At 45.3% G+C, this 14,339-nt stretch carries 16 protein-coding genes and 1 riboswitch; of the genes, 14 read left to right on the top strand and 2 right to left on the bottom strand.

Features of this window, described 5'->3' with window-relative positions; translation table 11 throughout:
* The first annotated feature begins 85 nt into the window (after nt 1–85).
* Nucleotides 86–1,339 (top strand): MFS transporter, encoded by a 1,254-nt coding sequence (locus NLX73_RS13565; RefSeq protein WP_061829135.1) that lies wholly within the window; start codon nt 86–88, stop codon nt 1,337–1,339.
* A 71-nt stretch (nt 1,340–1,410) separates the two neighbouring features.
* Here NLX73_RS13565 and NLX73_RS13560 read toward each other — a convergent pair whose 3' ends face one another.
* On the bottom strand, nt 1,411–2,649 hold the full coding sequence (locus NLX73_RS13560; protein ID WP_254326429.1) for an NAD(P)/FAD-dependent oxidoreductase: 1,239 nt from the start codon (nt 2,647–2,649) through the stop codon (nt 1,411–1,413).
* Between the two features lie 113 nt (nt 2,650–2,762).
* Here NLX73_RS13560 and NLX73_RS13555 point away from each other — a divergent pair, with 113 nt between their 5' ends.
* The 12 genes from NLX73_RS13555 (at nt 2,763) to NLX73_RS13500 (ending at nt 11,492) form a co-directional block, all read left to right on the top strand.
* Nucleotides 2,763–2,999: a hypothetical protein gene (locus tag NLX73_RS13555; protein WP_061829136.1), complete on the top strand. Its 237-nt coding sequence runs from the start codon at nt 2,763–2,765 to the stop codon at nt 2,997–2,999.
* A 31-nt stretch (nt 3,000–3,030) separates the two neighbouring features.
* Nucleotides 3,031–3,417: a spore coat protein gene (locus NLX73_RS13550; RefSeq protein ID WP_029516490.1), complete on the top strand. Its 387-nt coding sequence runs from the start codon at nt 3,031–3,033 to the stop codon at nt 3,415–3,417.
* A gap of 143 nt (nt 3,418–3,560) precedes the next feature.
* Nucleotides 3,561–4,061: an Lrp/AsnC family transcriptional regulator gene (locus NLX73_RS13545; protein WP_013370105.1), complete on the top strand. Its 501-nt coding sequence runs from the start codon at nt 3,561–3,563 to the stop codon at nt 4,059–4,061.
* Nucleotides 4,062–4,073: 12 nt separating this feature from the next.
* Nucleotides 4,074–5,285 carry an aminotransferase class I/II-fold pyridoxal phosphate-dependent enzyme gene (locus tag NLX73_RS13540; protein ID WP_302055424.1) on the top strand — a complete coding sequence of 404 codons (1,212 nt, stop codon included), beginning with the start codon at nt 4,074–4,076 and terminating at the stop codon, nt 5,283–5,285.
* 114 nt (nt 5,286–5,399) lie between these two features.
* Nucleotides 5,400–5,606 carry an aspartyl-phosphate phosphatase Spo0E family protein gene (locus NLX73_RS13535; protein ID WP_061829138.1) on the top strand — a complete coding sequence of 69 codons (207 nt, stop codon included), beginning with the start codon at nt 5,400–5,402 and terminating at the stop codon, nt 5,604–5,606.
* A 101-nt stretch (nt 5,607–5,707) separates the two neighbouring features.
* On the top strand, nt 5,708–6,277 hold the full coding sequence (locus NLX73_RS13530; RefSeq protein ID WP_069291480.1) for a type 2 periplasmic-binding domain-containing protein: 570 nt from the start codon (nt 5,708–5,710) through the stop codon (nt 6,275–6,277).
* 18 nt (nt 6,278–6,295) lie between these two features.
* Nucleotides 6,296–6,859, top strand: a complete 564-nt coding sequence (locus NLX73_RS13525; protein WP_061829140.1) for a cob(I)yrinic acid a,c-diamide adenosyltransferase — start codon at nt 6,296–6,298, stop codon at nt 6,857–6,859.
* A 21-nt stretch (nt 6,860–6,880) separates the two neighbouring features.
* Nucleotides 6,881–7,840: an RluA family pseudouridine synthase gene (locus NLX73_RS13520; protein WP_254326646.1), complete on the top strand. Its 960-nt coding sequence runs from the start codon at nt 6,881–6,883 to the stop codon at nt 7,838–7,840.
* Nucleotides 7,841–7,883: 43 nt separating this feature from the next.
* Nucleotides 7,884–8,249 (top strand): arsenate reductase family protein, encoded by a 366-nt coding sequence (locus NLX73_RS13515; protein ID WP_069291482.1) that lies wholly within the window; start codon nt 7,884–7,886, stop codon nt 8,247–8,249.
* A 72-nt stretch (nt 8,250–8,321) separates the two neighbouring features.
* Complete coding sequence (locus tag NLX73_RS13510; RefSeq protein ID WP_080710677.1) at nt 8,322–9,218, top strand: 5'-3' exonuclease; 897 nt, start codon at nt 8,322–8,324, stop codon at nt 9,216–9,218.
* Nucleotides 9,219–9,440: 222 nt separating this feature from the next.
* On the top strand, nt 9,441–10,319 hold the full coding sequence (locus NLX73_RS13505; protein WP_254326428.1) for an ROK family protein: 879 nt from the start codon (nt 9,441–9,443) through the stop codon (nt 10,317–10,319).
* Nucleotides 10,320–10,484: 165 nt separating this feature from the next.
* Nucleotides 10,485–11,492: an HRDC domain-containing protein gene (locus tag NLX73_RS13500; protein ID WP_254326427.1), complete on the top strand. Its 1,008-nt coding sequence runs from the start codon at nt 10,485–10,487 to the stop codon at nt 11,490–11,492.
* Between the two features lie 160 nt (nt 11,493–11,652).
* Here NLX73_RS13500 and corA read toward each other — a convergent pair whose 3' ends face one another.
* Nucleotides 11,653–12,588 carry a magnesium/cobalt transporter CorA gene (corA, locus tag NLX73_RS13495; RefSeq protein WP_023987788.1) on the bottom strand — a complete coding sequence of 312 codons (936 nt, stop codon included), beginning with the start codon at nt 12,586–12,588 and terminating at the stop codon, nt 11,653–11,655.
* Between the two features lie 552 nt (nt 12,589–13,140).
* A riboswitch (SAM riboswitch) is annotated at nt 13,141–13,266 on the top strand.
* A 118-nt stretch (nt 13,267–13,384) separates the two neighbouring features.
* On the opposite strand from corA, the gene metA reads away from it, so the two are divergent.
* A complete protein-coding gene (metA, locus tag NLX73_RS13490) occupies nt 13,385–14,302 on the top strand; it encodes a homoserine O-acetyltransferase MetA (RefSeq protein ID WP_061829145.1) in 918 nt (305 codons plus the stop codon).
* Nucleotides 14,303–14,339 lie beyond the last annotated feature (37 nt).

Raw genomic sequence — 14,339 nt, 5'->3', positions numbered from 1 at the left:
TACGGGCATCTTAAATCGAAGAAATCTTTGAACAAGCTGGCTTGAAATAAGCTGATTGGTGATTTTTCGGTTAGGGGGAACTGCATTGAAATCAAACCTGAACGGACAATCCATTCTGCTATTAAGCTTGAATGGATTGTTTGTGTTTGCAGCAGCATTGTCAGGCACATTTCTTAACGTGTATTTGTGGAAAAGCAGGCAGGATTACGCGATGATCGGCTGGTTTAATGTCAGTCAACAAATTGCCCTGGGAATTATGGTCTGGGTGGCTGGAAAGTGGGTCAAGGAACATAACAAAATGAATGCCCTGCGCGTGGGGACCGCATTATCCGGCCTATTTTATCTGATCGTGTTATATACGGGACCGCAGGCTGTGAACTACATATGGCCGCTCGGGATGCTGCTGGGTGCAGCATTAGGTTTATTCTGGCTGGCGTTTAATGTGATTTTTTTCGAGGTCACGGATCAGGCAAGTCGTGATCATTTTAACGGATGGGTGGGTCTGCTAGGCTCGTTTTCCGGTATAGTGGGACCTTGGCTGTCCGGTTGGATTATTGCCCGTATGGAGGATGACGCAGGTTACCGCGTGATATTCAGTATTTCCTTGGCTTTTTATGTCGTAGGAGTGGTGCTTAGTTTCTTTCTTCGCAAGCGTAAGCCGACAGGAAATTACAATTGGAAGGAGCCCAAGCAGCGATTGTCACAAAAAGGGAGTATGTGGCGTCCGTTGTCGTTATCGCTTGTTGCCCAGGGCATCCGTGAAGGGGTATTTGCCTTCCTGATTACGCTGCTCGTGTATGTAGCTACTCAACAGGAATGGAAGCTGGCGCAGTTTTCACTTATTACATCGGCGGTTTCATTTTTCAGCTTTTGGGCTGTCGGAAAATGGCTCAAGCCACACTATCGTTCGGCGGGTATGCTGTTGGGTGCCGTGTTGTTGGTGATCGCGCTTTTACCGTTATTGTGGCGTATGGAGTATAGTACACTACTGATTATGGGGATCGGCACCGCTTTATTTATGCCCTTGTATTTAATTCCCATGATTTCTGCCAGCTTTGATTTAATGGGTACGAGTAAAGGAGATGCCAATCAGAGAGTGGAACTGGTTGTACTACGCGAACTATGCTTAATGGTAGGCCGATTGACCGGAACACTCATTTTCTTGGGTGTCCTAAGTATCAGCAAGGCTCCCACAGCGATGATCTGGTTGTTGATTGGACTGGCATTGATGCCAGTGCTAGGATGGTTTTTTATGCGAAGTGTGCTGAAAATGGAACAAAAGACAAAGCAGAGCAAGTCTCATTCCCACGCACAACGCTGGCACAAGCAAACCGAATAGTTTAAAATACATTTAAAAAAGACCTCCAGACCCACTTATAGGGGAAGGAGGTTCTTTTTGTATTTCATATGTTAAACCATCGGTTCCGTTGTTTCGGGCGAGGGCTTGGTAGTACGGGTCAGAGAATAAAGCTCCATTTCAGGTCGGTGTGTGCCCGTCAGTTCATCAGCCAAAAGTTGTGCGGCCATCATACTCGTGACTGCTCCATTTCCCCCGTAACCCTCTAAAAAGTAGCAGTTGGGAAAACGCGGATGTGGACCAATATACGGCAAGCCGTCATGAGAGGAGCCGAATACAGCAGCCCATGCAAAGTCGATCTGAAATGATATACCCGGAAAAAATTCCTGTAACGTTTGTAGCAGCTTTTGCTGTTGGTGCAGCAGCCTGATTTCACGTTGATTGGCGTCCAGTACAGGTTCGTCTAAACCACCAATAATAATGCGTCCTTCCGGTGTGGAGCGCATGTATAGATAAGGACGAGCGGTTTCCCAGATGAGACACTGTTCATGCCACAAGGGAGTATCTCCGATTGGATTGGTGGCGATAGCATATGAGCTTTCCAGAACGGCTCCACGGTCTGTTTTAATCTCTTGTGTTTCATAACCTGTTGCAAAAATAACTTTTTTCGCTCGGATAATTCCACCGCTGGTATGACAAACAACTTCATTTTCGTTAAATTCAAAATGCTTGGCTTCCGTATGCTCATATAAGCGTACACCGAGACGGCTTGCAGATCGCAGCAGTCCTTGGGCAAACAAAAATGGATTAACCTCGGCATCTTCGCGTGTGTATAAAGCTGCTGGTTTTCGGAAAGGAAATCGGGCAGCAATCTGTTGATCATCCCAGTATTCGACGGGAAATCCAAATCGGGTTAGCTGTTTGTACTCTTCCTGAAGTGTCTGCACATCCTCCGATGTACTTGCATAGTACAGGCTACTTCGGCGCGTAAAAGACGGATCAATTTCCAGCGTGGTAGACAGTTTTTCCAACTGATCCAGAGCATCTTTACACATACGGTAAAACAGTACACCGTTCGTTTCACCAAACGTATTGATGAAGGAAGTTAAGGTCTTATCATTGCTATATTGCAGCAGTCCGTTATTGGCCGAAGAACTTCCATGTACTAGCTTGCGTTTGTCAATAACCACGGCGTCTACCTGTCGTTCTCCCAACAGTCGGGAGCAGATGGATCCACCCATCCCGCCACCGATGATCAATACATCACAATTTAAATCCTCTGCCAAAGGCGGGAAATCCAACATTTTCTCCAAGGTACTGGGCCAATATGTATTCCCGCTTATCAATTCCATATAAATGCACTCCTCATAAGGTAATATGTAGTATTTCTTAGGTGTACATAGTATTTCGCCAAACGGACAAGATAACCAGCGTGCAACAAAACATTCAAGGAGGCACAGAAATTATGCAATCTACGAACATGCAACCCTTGTCAGGCAAAGAGCTGGAGTACATCGTGGACTCCATTTCCAATGAAGAACTACTACTCAAACAAAGTGCGGCGACAGCGGCTTCTATTCAGCACCCAGCCATCCAACAAGCCTGTTTGCAACTGGCAAGAACTCATGAGCACCACTTGAATCTGCTTTCTAATGCTCTTCAACAGCATCAGCAGCTTGCCCCAATGCAACCGCAGCAGTAATTTGGATTTACAATAAAGGAGGTTTGACAGAATGTATTCACAAAACAATATGTCATTTATGCCCGAAGAAGATTTGCTCTATACCATTCTTGCTGATATGAAACGTACGGTGCGCGAGTACACAACGGCGACGACAGAATCCAACTGTCCGTCTGTGCGTCAGATGTTCACCGACCTTACGAATGATACATTGCGTCTGCAAGGTGATTTGTATCATCTGATGAGCCAAAACAATATGTATGCCACTCCGACTAAAGCACTGCGCATCGATTTAGACAAACAGATTCAAGAAGCTCGCAAGACCCAACAAGAATGCCAACAGTTCATTCAGCAAAAGTCGGCATCTGCGGGAGTATATGGCCAATCTATGCACCAGCAAGGACAGTCTACTCATCAAAACAACCCTTATTATATGTAAACGGGATTTTCTGTTTTTGAAGCAGATTCCCATAACAGCCGTCCATCTGCCGGGTTTACCGGAGTGGACGGTTTTTCTTTGCAGGTTTAAAGTGCGTATTGTATGATGTATAGTAATCTCTTTCGATGGAGGCCTTATGTAGAATGACAGAACTGAATGAATTGAAATTAAAAGTGCTGGAATTGTTAAAAGAAGATGCAAGAAGAACACCGACTCTATTAGCTACTATGCTGGGGGTTGACGAGCAGGATGTTCGCACCTCAATTAAAGAGCTCGAAGACCAACATGTGATCGTCAAATACGCCGCTGTAGTCAATTGGGACAAAGTCGACGACGAAAAGGTTACCGCTTTGATCGAAGTACAGATTACACCCGAGCGTGGAAGAGGCTTTGAAGGGATTGCAGAACGGATTTATTTGTATCCGCAAGTTAAATCGGTCTATCTCATGTCCGGAGCATACGATTTGCTGGTAGAGGTTGAAGGCCGCAATCTCCGTGAGGTCGCTAATTTTGTGTCGGAAAAACTGTCGCCTATTGATTCGGTCTTGTCTACCAAGACTAATTTTACGCTTAAAAAATACAAGCAGGACGGAATTATCTTTGAAGACCATCAGGAAGATAATCGTCTGATGATTTCGCCGTAAAGGAAGATCATGATGAATCTCAAAACAGAAGCATTTACCGACAGCAACAAAGCCATGAGTTCCTATTTGTCCCCGTTGGTGCGCGAGATCCCATCTTCGGGTATTCGTAAGTTTTTTGACTTGGTGGGTGGCAACAAGGATATTATTACCCTTGGTGTAGGCGAACCGGATTTTACAACCCCTTGGCATATGCGGGAAGCCTGTGTCTATTCATTGGAGCGAGGTTTTACCAGCTACACGTCTAATGCGGGAACGCCAGAACTGCGTGAAGCGATTAGTGATTATCTGAATGAGCAATTTGAAGTCCGTTATGATCCCAAAAATGAGATTATCGTAACCGTTGGGGGAAGCGAGGCGATTGATCTTGCTTTGCGTGCGTTAATTGTACCTAGCGACGAAATTCTCGTGCCCGAGCCGTGCTACATTTCATATTCTCCAATCACTTCGATTGGAGGCGGGATTCCAGTAGGTATTGAAACATTTGCTAAGGATGAATTCAAGCTGACGGCTGAAGCACTGGAGGCAAAAATTACACCTAAATCCAAGGTGTTGATTTTATGCTATCCGAGCAATCCAACTGGGGCTACGATGACTTATGAGGATTGGCTTCCGATTGCCGAAGTCGTGGAAAAACATGATTTGATCGTCATTTCTGATGAAATTTATGCTGAATTGAATTATGGAGAAAAGCATGTCAGTTTTGCCGCTATGCCTGGTATGATGGATCGTACGATTCTCGTCAGTGGTTTTTCCAAAGCCTTCGCCATGACAGGCTGGCGTATTGGATATACATGCGGGCATCCAGATCTGATTGCTGCTATGCTCAAAATCCATCAGTACACCGTAATGTGTGCGCCTTCTATGGGTCAAGTTGCGGCACTGGAAGGCTTGCGGAATGGTTTGGGTGAGAAAGATCGTATGGTAGAAGCCTATAATCAGCGTCGCCGTCTGATGGTTGAAGGGTTCCGGGAAATCGGCCTGGAGTGCCATGAGCCAAGAGGGGCTTTTTACGTTTTCCCTAGTATTCAAAGCACGGGACTCAGCTCAGATGAATTTGCACAGCGTCTTTTGGCAGAGGCTAAAGTTGCGGCTGTACCGGGTAATGTGTTCGGTTTGGGAGGCGAAGGCTATCTTCGTTGCTCATACGCGACTTCTGTTGCTCAGCTGACGGAGGCACTGGATCGGATTGGTCATTTTGTAGAAAAAGTAAAAAAAGAAGGTTAAAATTATTTTTTTATGGGTAATTCATAAAAAATAGTCTTTTATTTCTAAATTTCTATGCTATAATTTGAAATCGGAAGCAGGAAGTTCAATTTTTCAATTGTAGGAGGAATGTTCATGTCATATGTTGGATATAATTCATCTAGTTCAATAGGATACGACATTTCCCTGGAAGATGAAATTTTGTTCCTGCGCAATGAGATGATGCGGACATTTCAGGAAGAGCAGTCCTTCACCTCTGATCTTGTTATCCAGATCAGTTGCAAGCTCGATTTGAAAATCAATGAATATATGAAGCTGTATGGTACGGAATGCAAGGTTTAACCGTATGAAGTCAGCCAAATGTAAGAAGAAGGCCGTCGGGCCTTCTTTTTTTGCGTTCACAACTTATGATATATTAATGGCATGGAAGAGGGGGCGTACATATGAGAGCAGGGCTAAAAAGGCTATCGCCATGGATCATCGGAATGCTTGCACTTGTATTATTGGCTGGATGTGGGGGACGGGACAAGGACAGCTTCTCCATTTTTATTATGGATAAAGGGGATGCTTCAGTCATCCGGGAAGAGCTGGCACAAAAGCTTAAGGATAAGCTGGGCGAACAGGCTCCGACTATTGAGATTTCAGTCAGTCCGCTGTATAACCAGCAGAAGCTGGTTGTAGAATATGCGGCCGGGGAGCATGATCTGTTTCTTTTGCCGGAAGAGGACATGAAGCTGTATGGACAGAATGGCTCGAATCTGCCGTTAGATGATGCTTTTGACAAGAAGACGTACGCTCGGGGCGTGTTCGAGGGCGGCGTATTTAAGAAGAAGGGGCAGGAGGAAGAAGGATCAGATGTAAGCAAGGAAACTCATTTGTTCGGAATTCCGGTGGAGCAGATGAAGATGTTTAAGGAGCTAAAATATAACTCCAAAACATTATTTGCTACCGTGCCGCCTCGTACAAGCAATAAGGAAGAAGCGATCAAGGTGCTGAAAGCACTTACGGAATGATAAAGGGGATGGAATGAAATGGGCATATATACTAGAACAGGTGATGAAGGACAAACTTCTGTGATCGGCGGTCGAGTGTCCAAAGATGATGATCGTGTGGAGGCATACGGTACAATTGACGAGCTGAACAGCTTTGTAGGACAAGCGATCAGCTTTGCCGAAGGGGAAGAGTTTACGGATATTCGGACTCAATTGGAAGAAATACAGCAGGAGCTGTTTGATTGTGGTTCGGATTTGGCGTTTGTTAAAATTAGTGAAAGCAAATATAAGGTGAAAGACGAGCTGGCAGAGCGTCTGGAAGGCTGGATTGATGCATGTCAGGAGGAAAATCCGAAGGTGGAGCGTTTTATTATACCGGGTGGTAGCACATTATCCTCAACGCTTCATGTTTGCCGTACAGTTTGCCGACGCGCGGAACGCCGTGCTGTTACACTAGGTAAACATACGGACATTAATCCGGCGGTACGTCGGTATTTGAACCGTCTTTCTGATTATTTCTTTGCCGTTGCTCGTACAGCGAATGTCCGTCAGGGTGTGCCCGATGTCGAATATGTGCGCAGCAAAAAAGTGTTCCGCAAATAAGGAGGCAACCGGGAATTTGTGATGAGCTTGTATTATGAACCTATCGTATATACGATCCCTCCTGAGGAGGAGGGCATGCTGTTGAAGACTATTTTACAAAAACGTATGAACATTTCTCGAAAGTTAATATCCAAACTCAAGCTGACCGAGCAAGGTATTATGCTGAACGGGACACGTGTGTACATCAGCGTAAAGGTGAAGTCCGGGGATCGAGTAGAAATTCGTATGGAGCGCGAGCGTTCTGATGATATTTTACCTGAACCCATTCCTTTTGAGATATTGTTTGAGGATGAACATCTGTTAGTGGTGAACAAGGCGGCGGGCATGATTGTCCATCCGACTCACGGTCATTACACAGGAACACTGGCTAATGGGGTTGTGCATTATTGGCAGGCCAAGGGAGAGTTGTTCCGGTTTCGTCCTGTTCATCGTCTTGATCAGGAGACGACGGGTGTGCTGGTAATAGCCAAAAATCCGTATGTACACCAGCATATTTCTGAGCAAATGATTGCGGGAACGGTGGATAAGCGCTATACAGCTCTGGTGCATGGACGGCCTGAGCTGCAGGAAGGAAAGGTAGACGGACCGATTGACCGCAACCCGGATGATCCGCATTTACGTATGGTGACCCCGGATGGTTATCCTGCCCTTACGCTGTATAAGCTGGAGGAAGTGTGGAACGGGGGAAGTCGCATCGGACTAAAGTTGGAATCCGGGCGTACGCACCAAATTCGAGTGCATATGACTTATATCGGTTGTCCGTTGATCGGAGATAAAATGTATCGGATTACACCCGATGACGCTGCGCAACGTGAGCGATATGATCAGCTTGATGCCAAGATGCCTCGACAGGCTCTGCATGCCTCAGAGCTATCCTTGGAGCATCCTGTTACCGGGGAGCGGCTGACGTTCTATGCTCCGCTGCCTGAAGATATGGCTGGAATGCAGGAGCTATTAAGAGCGCAATATCTTTCAGAATAAAATATAAATAAGCGATGAAAACCAAATGGAGGTTAATCTAGTGATGAGCCAACTGAAAGTATATCAGTATTCTAAATGCAGTACCTGTCGTAATGCAGTGAAATGGCTGCAAAACAAGGGACATGAGACGGAACTTATTCCTATTTTTGAACAACCGCCCGGCCCGGAGGAATTGGAAGACTTGATTCGCAAAAGCGGGCTGGAGCTGAAAAAGTTTTTCAATACAAGCGGTGAGGTGTACAAAGAGTTAAAGCTGAAAGATAAGCTTGGAGACATGAGCCGTGAAGAACAAATTTCGCTTTTATCCTCGAATGGAAGATTAATCAAACGCCCGATTGTAACCGACGGTAACAAAGTAACGGTAGGATTCAAAGAGGAAACATTTGAGGGCACATGGGGAGCTCAATAACGCCCAATTTATCCCCACGATATGTTATACTGTGGGGGTTAAATATTATGATGAATGGGAGCAATACAATCTGTGACACAACGCAATGAACAATCCGTAATGCTGGTTGACGGCATGGCCCTGCTATTTCGCGCTTATTATGCAACCGCCGCAAACGGTTATATCCGTCGTACAAAAGCTGGGGTGCCAACGAACGCCATATATGGTTTTATTCGATATTTTTGGGATGCAGTCCAAACATTTAATCCTACACACGTCATTTGCTGCTGGGATATGGGCGGAACGACATTTCGTGGGGAACATTTTGCTGCGTATAAGGGAAACCGAGCCGACGCACCAGATGATTTGATTCCCCAATTTACATTGATTCGGGAAGTGACAGACAGCCTGGGCATTCCCAACATTGGAGCGGAAGGTTTTGAAGCCGATGATTGTATCGGTACGCTTGCACGCCATTATTCGCAAAATGAGGACATGGATGTAATGATTCTCTCGGGAGATCATGATTTACTTCAATTAGTGGATGATCGGACACGGGTCATTATTATGAAAAAAGGGCACGGCAATTATATGGTATACACCCCGGAGACCCTGCTGACTGAAAAAGGGCTTAAGCCACGCCAAGTGGTGGACCTTAAAGGCCTGATGGGGGATGCAAGCGATAATTATCCAGGAGTACGAGGTATTGGTGAGAAAACGGCACTCAAGCTGGTGCAGGAATACGACTCTATTGAAGGCATTCTGGAGAATTTGGATCAATTAACACCCTCGGTCCGTAAAAAAATTGAGAGTGATTTGGATATGCTGCATCTTTCACGCAAGCTTGCTGAAATTCACTGCGGTGTACCTGTAGCATGTGCTTTGGATAGCTGTCTGCTGACGCTGGATCACGTGCAAATTGTAGACAAGTTTGAGCAGCTTGAAATGAAAAGCTTGTGTACATTGATGGGTGTCGCAACCGGATCATAATGAAGCTGTTAGGCTTGATACGGACAATTTAAGTGAAGTAAGTTTATAGGGATGCTGACGCTGGGTGCGTTAGTGTCCTTATTTTTATACCGTTATGTCAAGGGAGTTGTATAGTCATGTGAAGGATTATATACAATTGCGATAAGGGGATTGACCTCGGGCACATTTCAGGTGAATATAGTGGAGAGAGAACCGGATTATTGAAAGGGGACAACAGCAACTATGACAGTATTGGGAGCAATTGAGGCAGGCGGTACCAAATTTGTATGTGGAATTGGTAACGAACATGGGGAGGTACTGGAACGAGCAAGCTTTCCAACGACCACCCCAGCAGAAACAATGGAGAATGTCATCGCATTTTTTGAAGGCAAGGGCATTGAAGCATTGGGTGTAGGCTCGTTCGGGCCGATTGATCCTATCGAAGGCAGTGATACATATGGCTATATTACAACAACGCCAAAGCCACATTGGGGAAATTACAATCTAATTGGCAAACTGAAACAGCATTTTGATGTGCCTATGGGGTTTGACACGGATGTGAATGGAGCAGCACTTGGTGAGTCTATTTGGGGTGCCGCCAAGGGATTGGACAACTGTCTGTATATTACGATAGGTACAGGCATCGGGGCGGGTGCTTTGGTTGGTGGAAAGCTGATACATGGATTATCCCACCCGGAAATGGGGCATATTCTGGTACGTCGTCACCCAGAAGATACTTACGAGGGGACATGTCCTTATCACGGAGATTGTTTGGAGGGACTGGCAGCAGGTCCTGCGCTCGAAAAAAGATGGAAGGTTAAAGGACATGAACTTTCTGTCGATCACGCAGCCTGGGAAATGGAAGCGTACTATTTGGCACAGGCTTTAATGAGCTATGTATTAATCCTGTCACCGCAAAAAATTATTATGGGCGGGGGAGTAATGAAGCAGGACCAACTGTTCCCGCTCATTCGTACCAAGCTTCAAGAACTTTTGAACGGATACGTACAGCATTCGAGTCTGACGACAGATATTGAGCAATATATCGTATCTCCGGGATTGGGTGACAATGCTGGATTGTGCGGTGCTCTGGCATTGGCAAAGGAAAAGCTGAATCATTAGAATTTATGGTTGACGGCACTCCAAGGTACGGTTATTATATAGGCAACAGCATAGTACGGCTCAAAAAGGGAAGCACCTTTCTTGCGAATACGCAGGATAGGTGCTTTTTTTGCGTTTTTGTGTTGTGCGGGACTGTCTTTCAACGATATGAGGGAGGAAGAAATCATGGAGATTGTATTTTTAAATCGCTTGTCCAAACGGAATGAACAGGGCTATGAGGACTTTGCTCAGGTATGGATTGGGCAACATGAAGGGGGATGGAGTGCAGGCTGGAGCACACACCATGTCCCGGATGAAAGTATAGACGACCTTTGGTATGAGGGCAGCTTGTGGCAGGAATTACTGCATGTATACCGTCATGAGCTGGCGCTCAAAATGGCTGAGGGCTACAGGCCCTTAATCCATGGCGTATTTCATGAGCAAGAAGGATCGTCAGGACGAGGACAAACGCTGCAAAAGCTGTATTGCTACAGTGATTTGTTTCCACGTGATGAAGTGTATGAGCAGTTGACAATGTGGAGACGGCAAAAAGCAGCAACGGAACGAAAAGCGCCTTATTTTATCGCTACGAATCGGCTGCTTCGACTCATTAGCGTCTATCTTCCCCATACCGAAGAAGAATTGTTGGAGCTGCCTGGTATGGGTCAGGGTAAGGTGTCGCAATATGGGACGGAGCTATTGGCTATTACGACACAAAATGACCGGACCACGCCATTTCCGTTGAACTGGGTAACAGAGACGCTGGAAGAAGAAGTTTTTTTGTCATGGCTATACAAGCAAAAAGAGAACCATTACAGGCAGGAGCTGAATAAGTTCAGCCTAACTAGAACGATTATCGAAGGCATTTCGGACGGTCTTTCACTGGAGCATATCGGGATGAAGACAGGTTTGCATCGTAGAGAAATGATTGAAGTTGTGGAGCATTTGGACAGGGATGGTATTGATATGGAGAAGCTGATCCGCAAGGAATTGGTGAATGTATCTGAGGAGGAGCAGGCAGCCATCTGGTCTGCTTATGAAGAGTTGGGGGATACGCTACTCAAGCCTGTCATGCTGAAAGTGTATGGGGAAGAAAAGGCGACAGAAACAGGATTGGATCAAATTTATGAGCGTCTGCGTCTGATCCGTATACGGTTTCGCCATCAGCAGGTACCCGACCGACATGTTGGATAATATAGAACTGATTAGATAAAGCTAAAGTATTAAGTACATTCAGGGTCCAACAGACTAAAAAGCAGCAGCCAGTTCCTCATAGGACACGGCTGCTGCTTTTTATGATCAAGCTTGAAAATCGAAATAGGTATCCAACTCCGTACTTTTTCCCCTTTTCTTTTTAAACCCAGTCTTTCTTGCGGAAAATACAGAACATACTGACACCTAGTGCCACCATAATACCAATGACGACAAAATAGCCATAACGTGTATGAAGTTCAGGCATATTATCGAAGTTCATCCCATATATTCCGGTAATGACCGTCAATGGCATAAATACGGTCGTTATTGCCGTAAACACACGCATAATTTCATTGGCACGATTGGCGATACTGGATTGGTAAGCTTCTCGAAGGTTACCCATCAAATCGCGGTAAGTTTCAAAAGTCTCCGAAATTTTCACAGCATTTTCATAAATGTCGCTGAAATATTTTTGCAATTGATCGTCGATGAGTCGCAAATCCCGTTTGTTCAGGGTATTGATGACTTCCTTTTGCGGACCCAGCACTTTTTTCAGCCACAGAATCTCACTTCGTAAGCCGATGATTTCGTTCAAATGCGACTTTTTCGTATGCATTAGAATATCTTCTTCCAGCTTTTCAATGCGGACCTCAATCCGGTCACCAACCAGAAAATAGTTGTCAACAATCAAGTCGACCAACAGATACATAAAGCGGTCAGGCTGGCTGACTTCTTGCTCCCACAGCATAGGCTTGAGGGTACGAAGCTCATTGATTTTCTGCTTGGTCACCGTAATGATAAAATGGCGGCCGAGAAAAATGTTCAAAGCTCGCAAAAATATTTCTTCATCATCAAAACGAATGCTATTTACAACGATAAAATAATGGCTTTCATAAATTTCGATCTTCGGACGCTGTTCTTCTTCACTCAAACAGTCTTCTACTGCAAGATCATGCATGGAAAATAAAGGTTGGAGCACTGCCAAATCATCGACATCAGCATCAATCCAATAAAAACCTTCTGCCGGTGCAGTAAGCGCCATTTCAATTTCTTCGACAGGGGTAAAAACCCCGTTGTTGACCAAACGGATTTTCATATATGTCACTCCTTATGCTCCGTCGTAACGGAAATACGTTTACCTTAAGCATAAGGAATGAACTCAGTTAGCCAGTTAGCCGGTGCGGGTAAGCGTGCATTCTCATCAAAAGCCGGAGGCTTTTGGAGCATACAGAGCCTGGCGTCCCGTCTTTCGGCAAGCTGAAGTCATTCCTATGCTGTTGTTCAGGGATCGCCGCCTATTCGGACTCGGGTCGCCTTCCATTCCGGATTCACCTCTCAAATGTTCTTTTTTTGATTGCCACAGTATCGCAGGAAACACTCAAAGTCTGCACTACTGCTCCATATTTTTGCCTAATAGCACTTGTATAGTATAACGCTCGGCCTACGGCCTTTCAAGCGCAAAATCATGGGCTAAATCGACAGTAGTGGCAAGAGCTTCAGCGAAAGGAGGGATATGATTTAACCTATGGAAAAGGTAGACAAAATGTGATTGCAGGGCACAAATTTAAAAGTCCCATCTTGACGAAGCCCAGCCGATGCATTAAAGTGAACAACAAGAACTTTGTGAACCCAAAATGAATATAGCGAAATCTTATCAAGAGCAGGTGGAGGGACTAGCCCGATGATACCCGGCAACCGGCGATTTTAATCGCACGGTGCTAATTCTTGCAGGACGCGCGCTTTGTACAAAGAGCGTTGCCCTGACAGATGAGAGAGGCGCATATGGATACAAATATGACCTTTCTCTAACCAGAGAAAGGTCTTTTTATTATATGCCCGGCATCTCAGCAGGACGATTTTCGCAAAACTTACCGAACAAGGAGTGAGTTTACATGCCGATTAAAATTCCAGATACACTACCTGCCAAGGAAGTGCTGGAGGGCGAAAATATTTTCGTAATGGATGAAAGCTTGGCTTATCATCAGGATATTCGTCCGTTGCGCATCGCCATTTTGAATTTGATGCCTACGAAGGAAACGACGGAAACCCAACTATTGCGCCTGGTCGGCAATACGCCGCTGCAAGTGGACGTCACGCTGGTGCACATGAAGTCTCATGTATCCAAAAATACATCGCAAGAATATTTGAATATGTTCTATAAAACGTTTGACGAGATTAAGAACAGTCGTTTTGACGGCATGGTCATTACAGGAGCTCCGGTTGAACAGCTTGAGTTTGAGGATGTGAACTACTGGGAGGAGATCCGGCAAATTTTTGAATGGACGAAAACGAATGTAACTTCGACCATGCACATTTGTTGGGCCTCACAGGCAGGTTTATACCATCATTTCAATGTCCCGAAATACGGGCTCGACTACAAATGCTTTGGCGTATTTCCACACACCGTGATTAAACCTAAAGTAAAATTGCTACGCGGCTTTGATGAACTGTTTTATGCCCCTCACTCCAGACATACGGAGGTTCGGCGGGAAGATATTGATCATATCGCCGAATTAGAAGTTTTATCCGAATCCGAGGAAGCTGGAGTGTACCTCGTAGCCACGCTTGACGGTAAACAAATTTTTGTAACTGGGCATTCTGAATATGACCCGCTTTCATTGAAATGGGAATACGACCGCGATGTGGCCAAAGGAATGGATATTGAAGTTCCCAAAAATTATTTTCCTAATGATGATCCTGAGCGCACACCGCCCTCAATCTGGCGGGCGCATGCCAATTTATTATTCTCGAATTGGCTGAACTATTATGTATACCAAGAGACACCTTACGATATCGGGCCCCAGATTTAAAAAAGGGGCTTGTACTTTACCCTTGTACAGTACCACC

Source organism: Paenibacillus sp. CH40, assembly GCF_024213605.1.
Lineage (GTDB): Bacteria > Bacillota > Bacilli > Paenibacillales > Paenibacillaceae > Paenibacillus > Paenibacillus polymyxa_B.
This window is presented reverse-complemented; position numbering and strand designations above follow the sequence as displayed.

Excerpts from the sequence above, each read along its gene's own strand:
- NLX73_RS13560 (WP_254326429.1), bottom strand. The coding sequence starts at position 2,649 with ATGGAATTGATAAGCGGGAATACATATTGGCCCAGTACCTTGGAGAAA.
- NLX73_RS13555 (WP_061829136.1), top strand. The coding sequence starts at position 2,763 with ATGCAATCTACGAACATGCAACCCTTGTCAGGCAAAGAGCTGGAGTAC.
- NLX73_RS13550 (WP_029516490.1), top strand. The coding sequence starts at position 3,031 with ATGTATTCACAAAACAATATGTCATTTATGCCCGAAGAAGATTTGCTC.
- NLX73_RS13545 (WP_013370105.1), top strand. The coding sequence starts at position 3,561 with ATGACAGAACTGAATGAATTGAAATTAAAAGTGCTGGAATTGTTAAAA.
- NLX73_RS13540 (WP_302055424.1), top strand. The coding sequence starts at position 4,074 with ATGAATCTCAAAACAGAAGCATTTACCGACAGCAACAAAGCCATGAGT.
- NLX73_RS13535 (WP_061829138.1), top strand. The coding sequence starts at position 5,400 with ATGTCATATGTTGGATATAATTCATCTAGTTCAATAGGATACGACATT.
- NLX73_RS13530 (WP_069291480.1), top strand. The coding sequence starts at position 5,708 with ATGAGAGCAGGGCTAAAAAGGCTATCGCCATGGATCATCGGAATGCTT.
- NLX73_RS13525 (WP_061829140.1), top strand. The coding sequence starts at position 6,296 with ATGGGCATATATACTAGAACAGGTGATGAAGGACAAACTTCTGTGATC.
- NLX73_RS13520 (WP_254326646.1), top strand. The coding sequence starts at position 6,881 with ATGAGCTTGTATTATGAACCTATCGTATATACGATCCCTCCTGAGGAG.
- NLX73_RS13515 (WP_069291482.1), top strand. The coding sequence starts at position 7,884 with ATGAGCCAACTGAAAGTATATCAGTATTCTAAATGCAGTACCTGTCGT.
- NLX73_RS13505 (WP_254326428.1), top strand. The coding sequence starts at position 9,441 with ATGACAGTATTGGGAGCAATTGAGGCAGGCGGTACCAAATTTGTATGT.
- NLX73_RS13500 (WP_254326427.1), top strand. The coding sequence starts at position 10,485 with ATGGAGATTGTATTTTTAAATCGCTTGTCCAAACGGAATGAACAGGGC.
- corA (WP_023987788.1), bottom strand. The coding sequence starts at position 12,588 with ATGAAAATCCGTTTGGTCAACAACGGGGTTTTTACCCCTGTCGAAGAA.
- metA (WP_061829145.1), top strand. The coding sequence starts at position 13,385 with ATGCCGATTAAAATTCCAGATACACTACCTGCCAAGGAAGTGCTGGAG.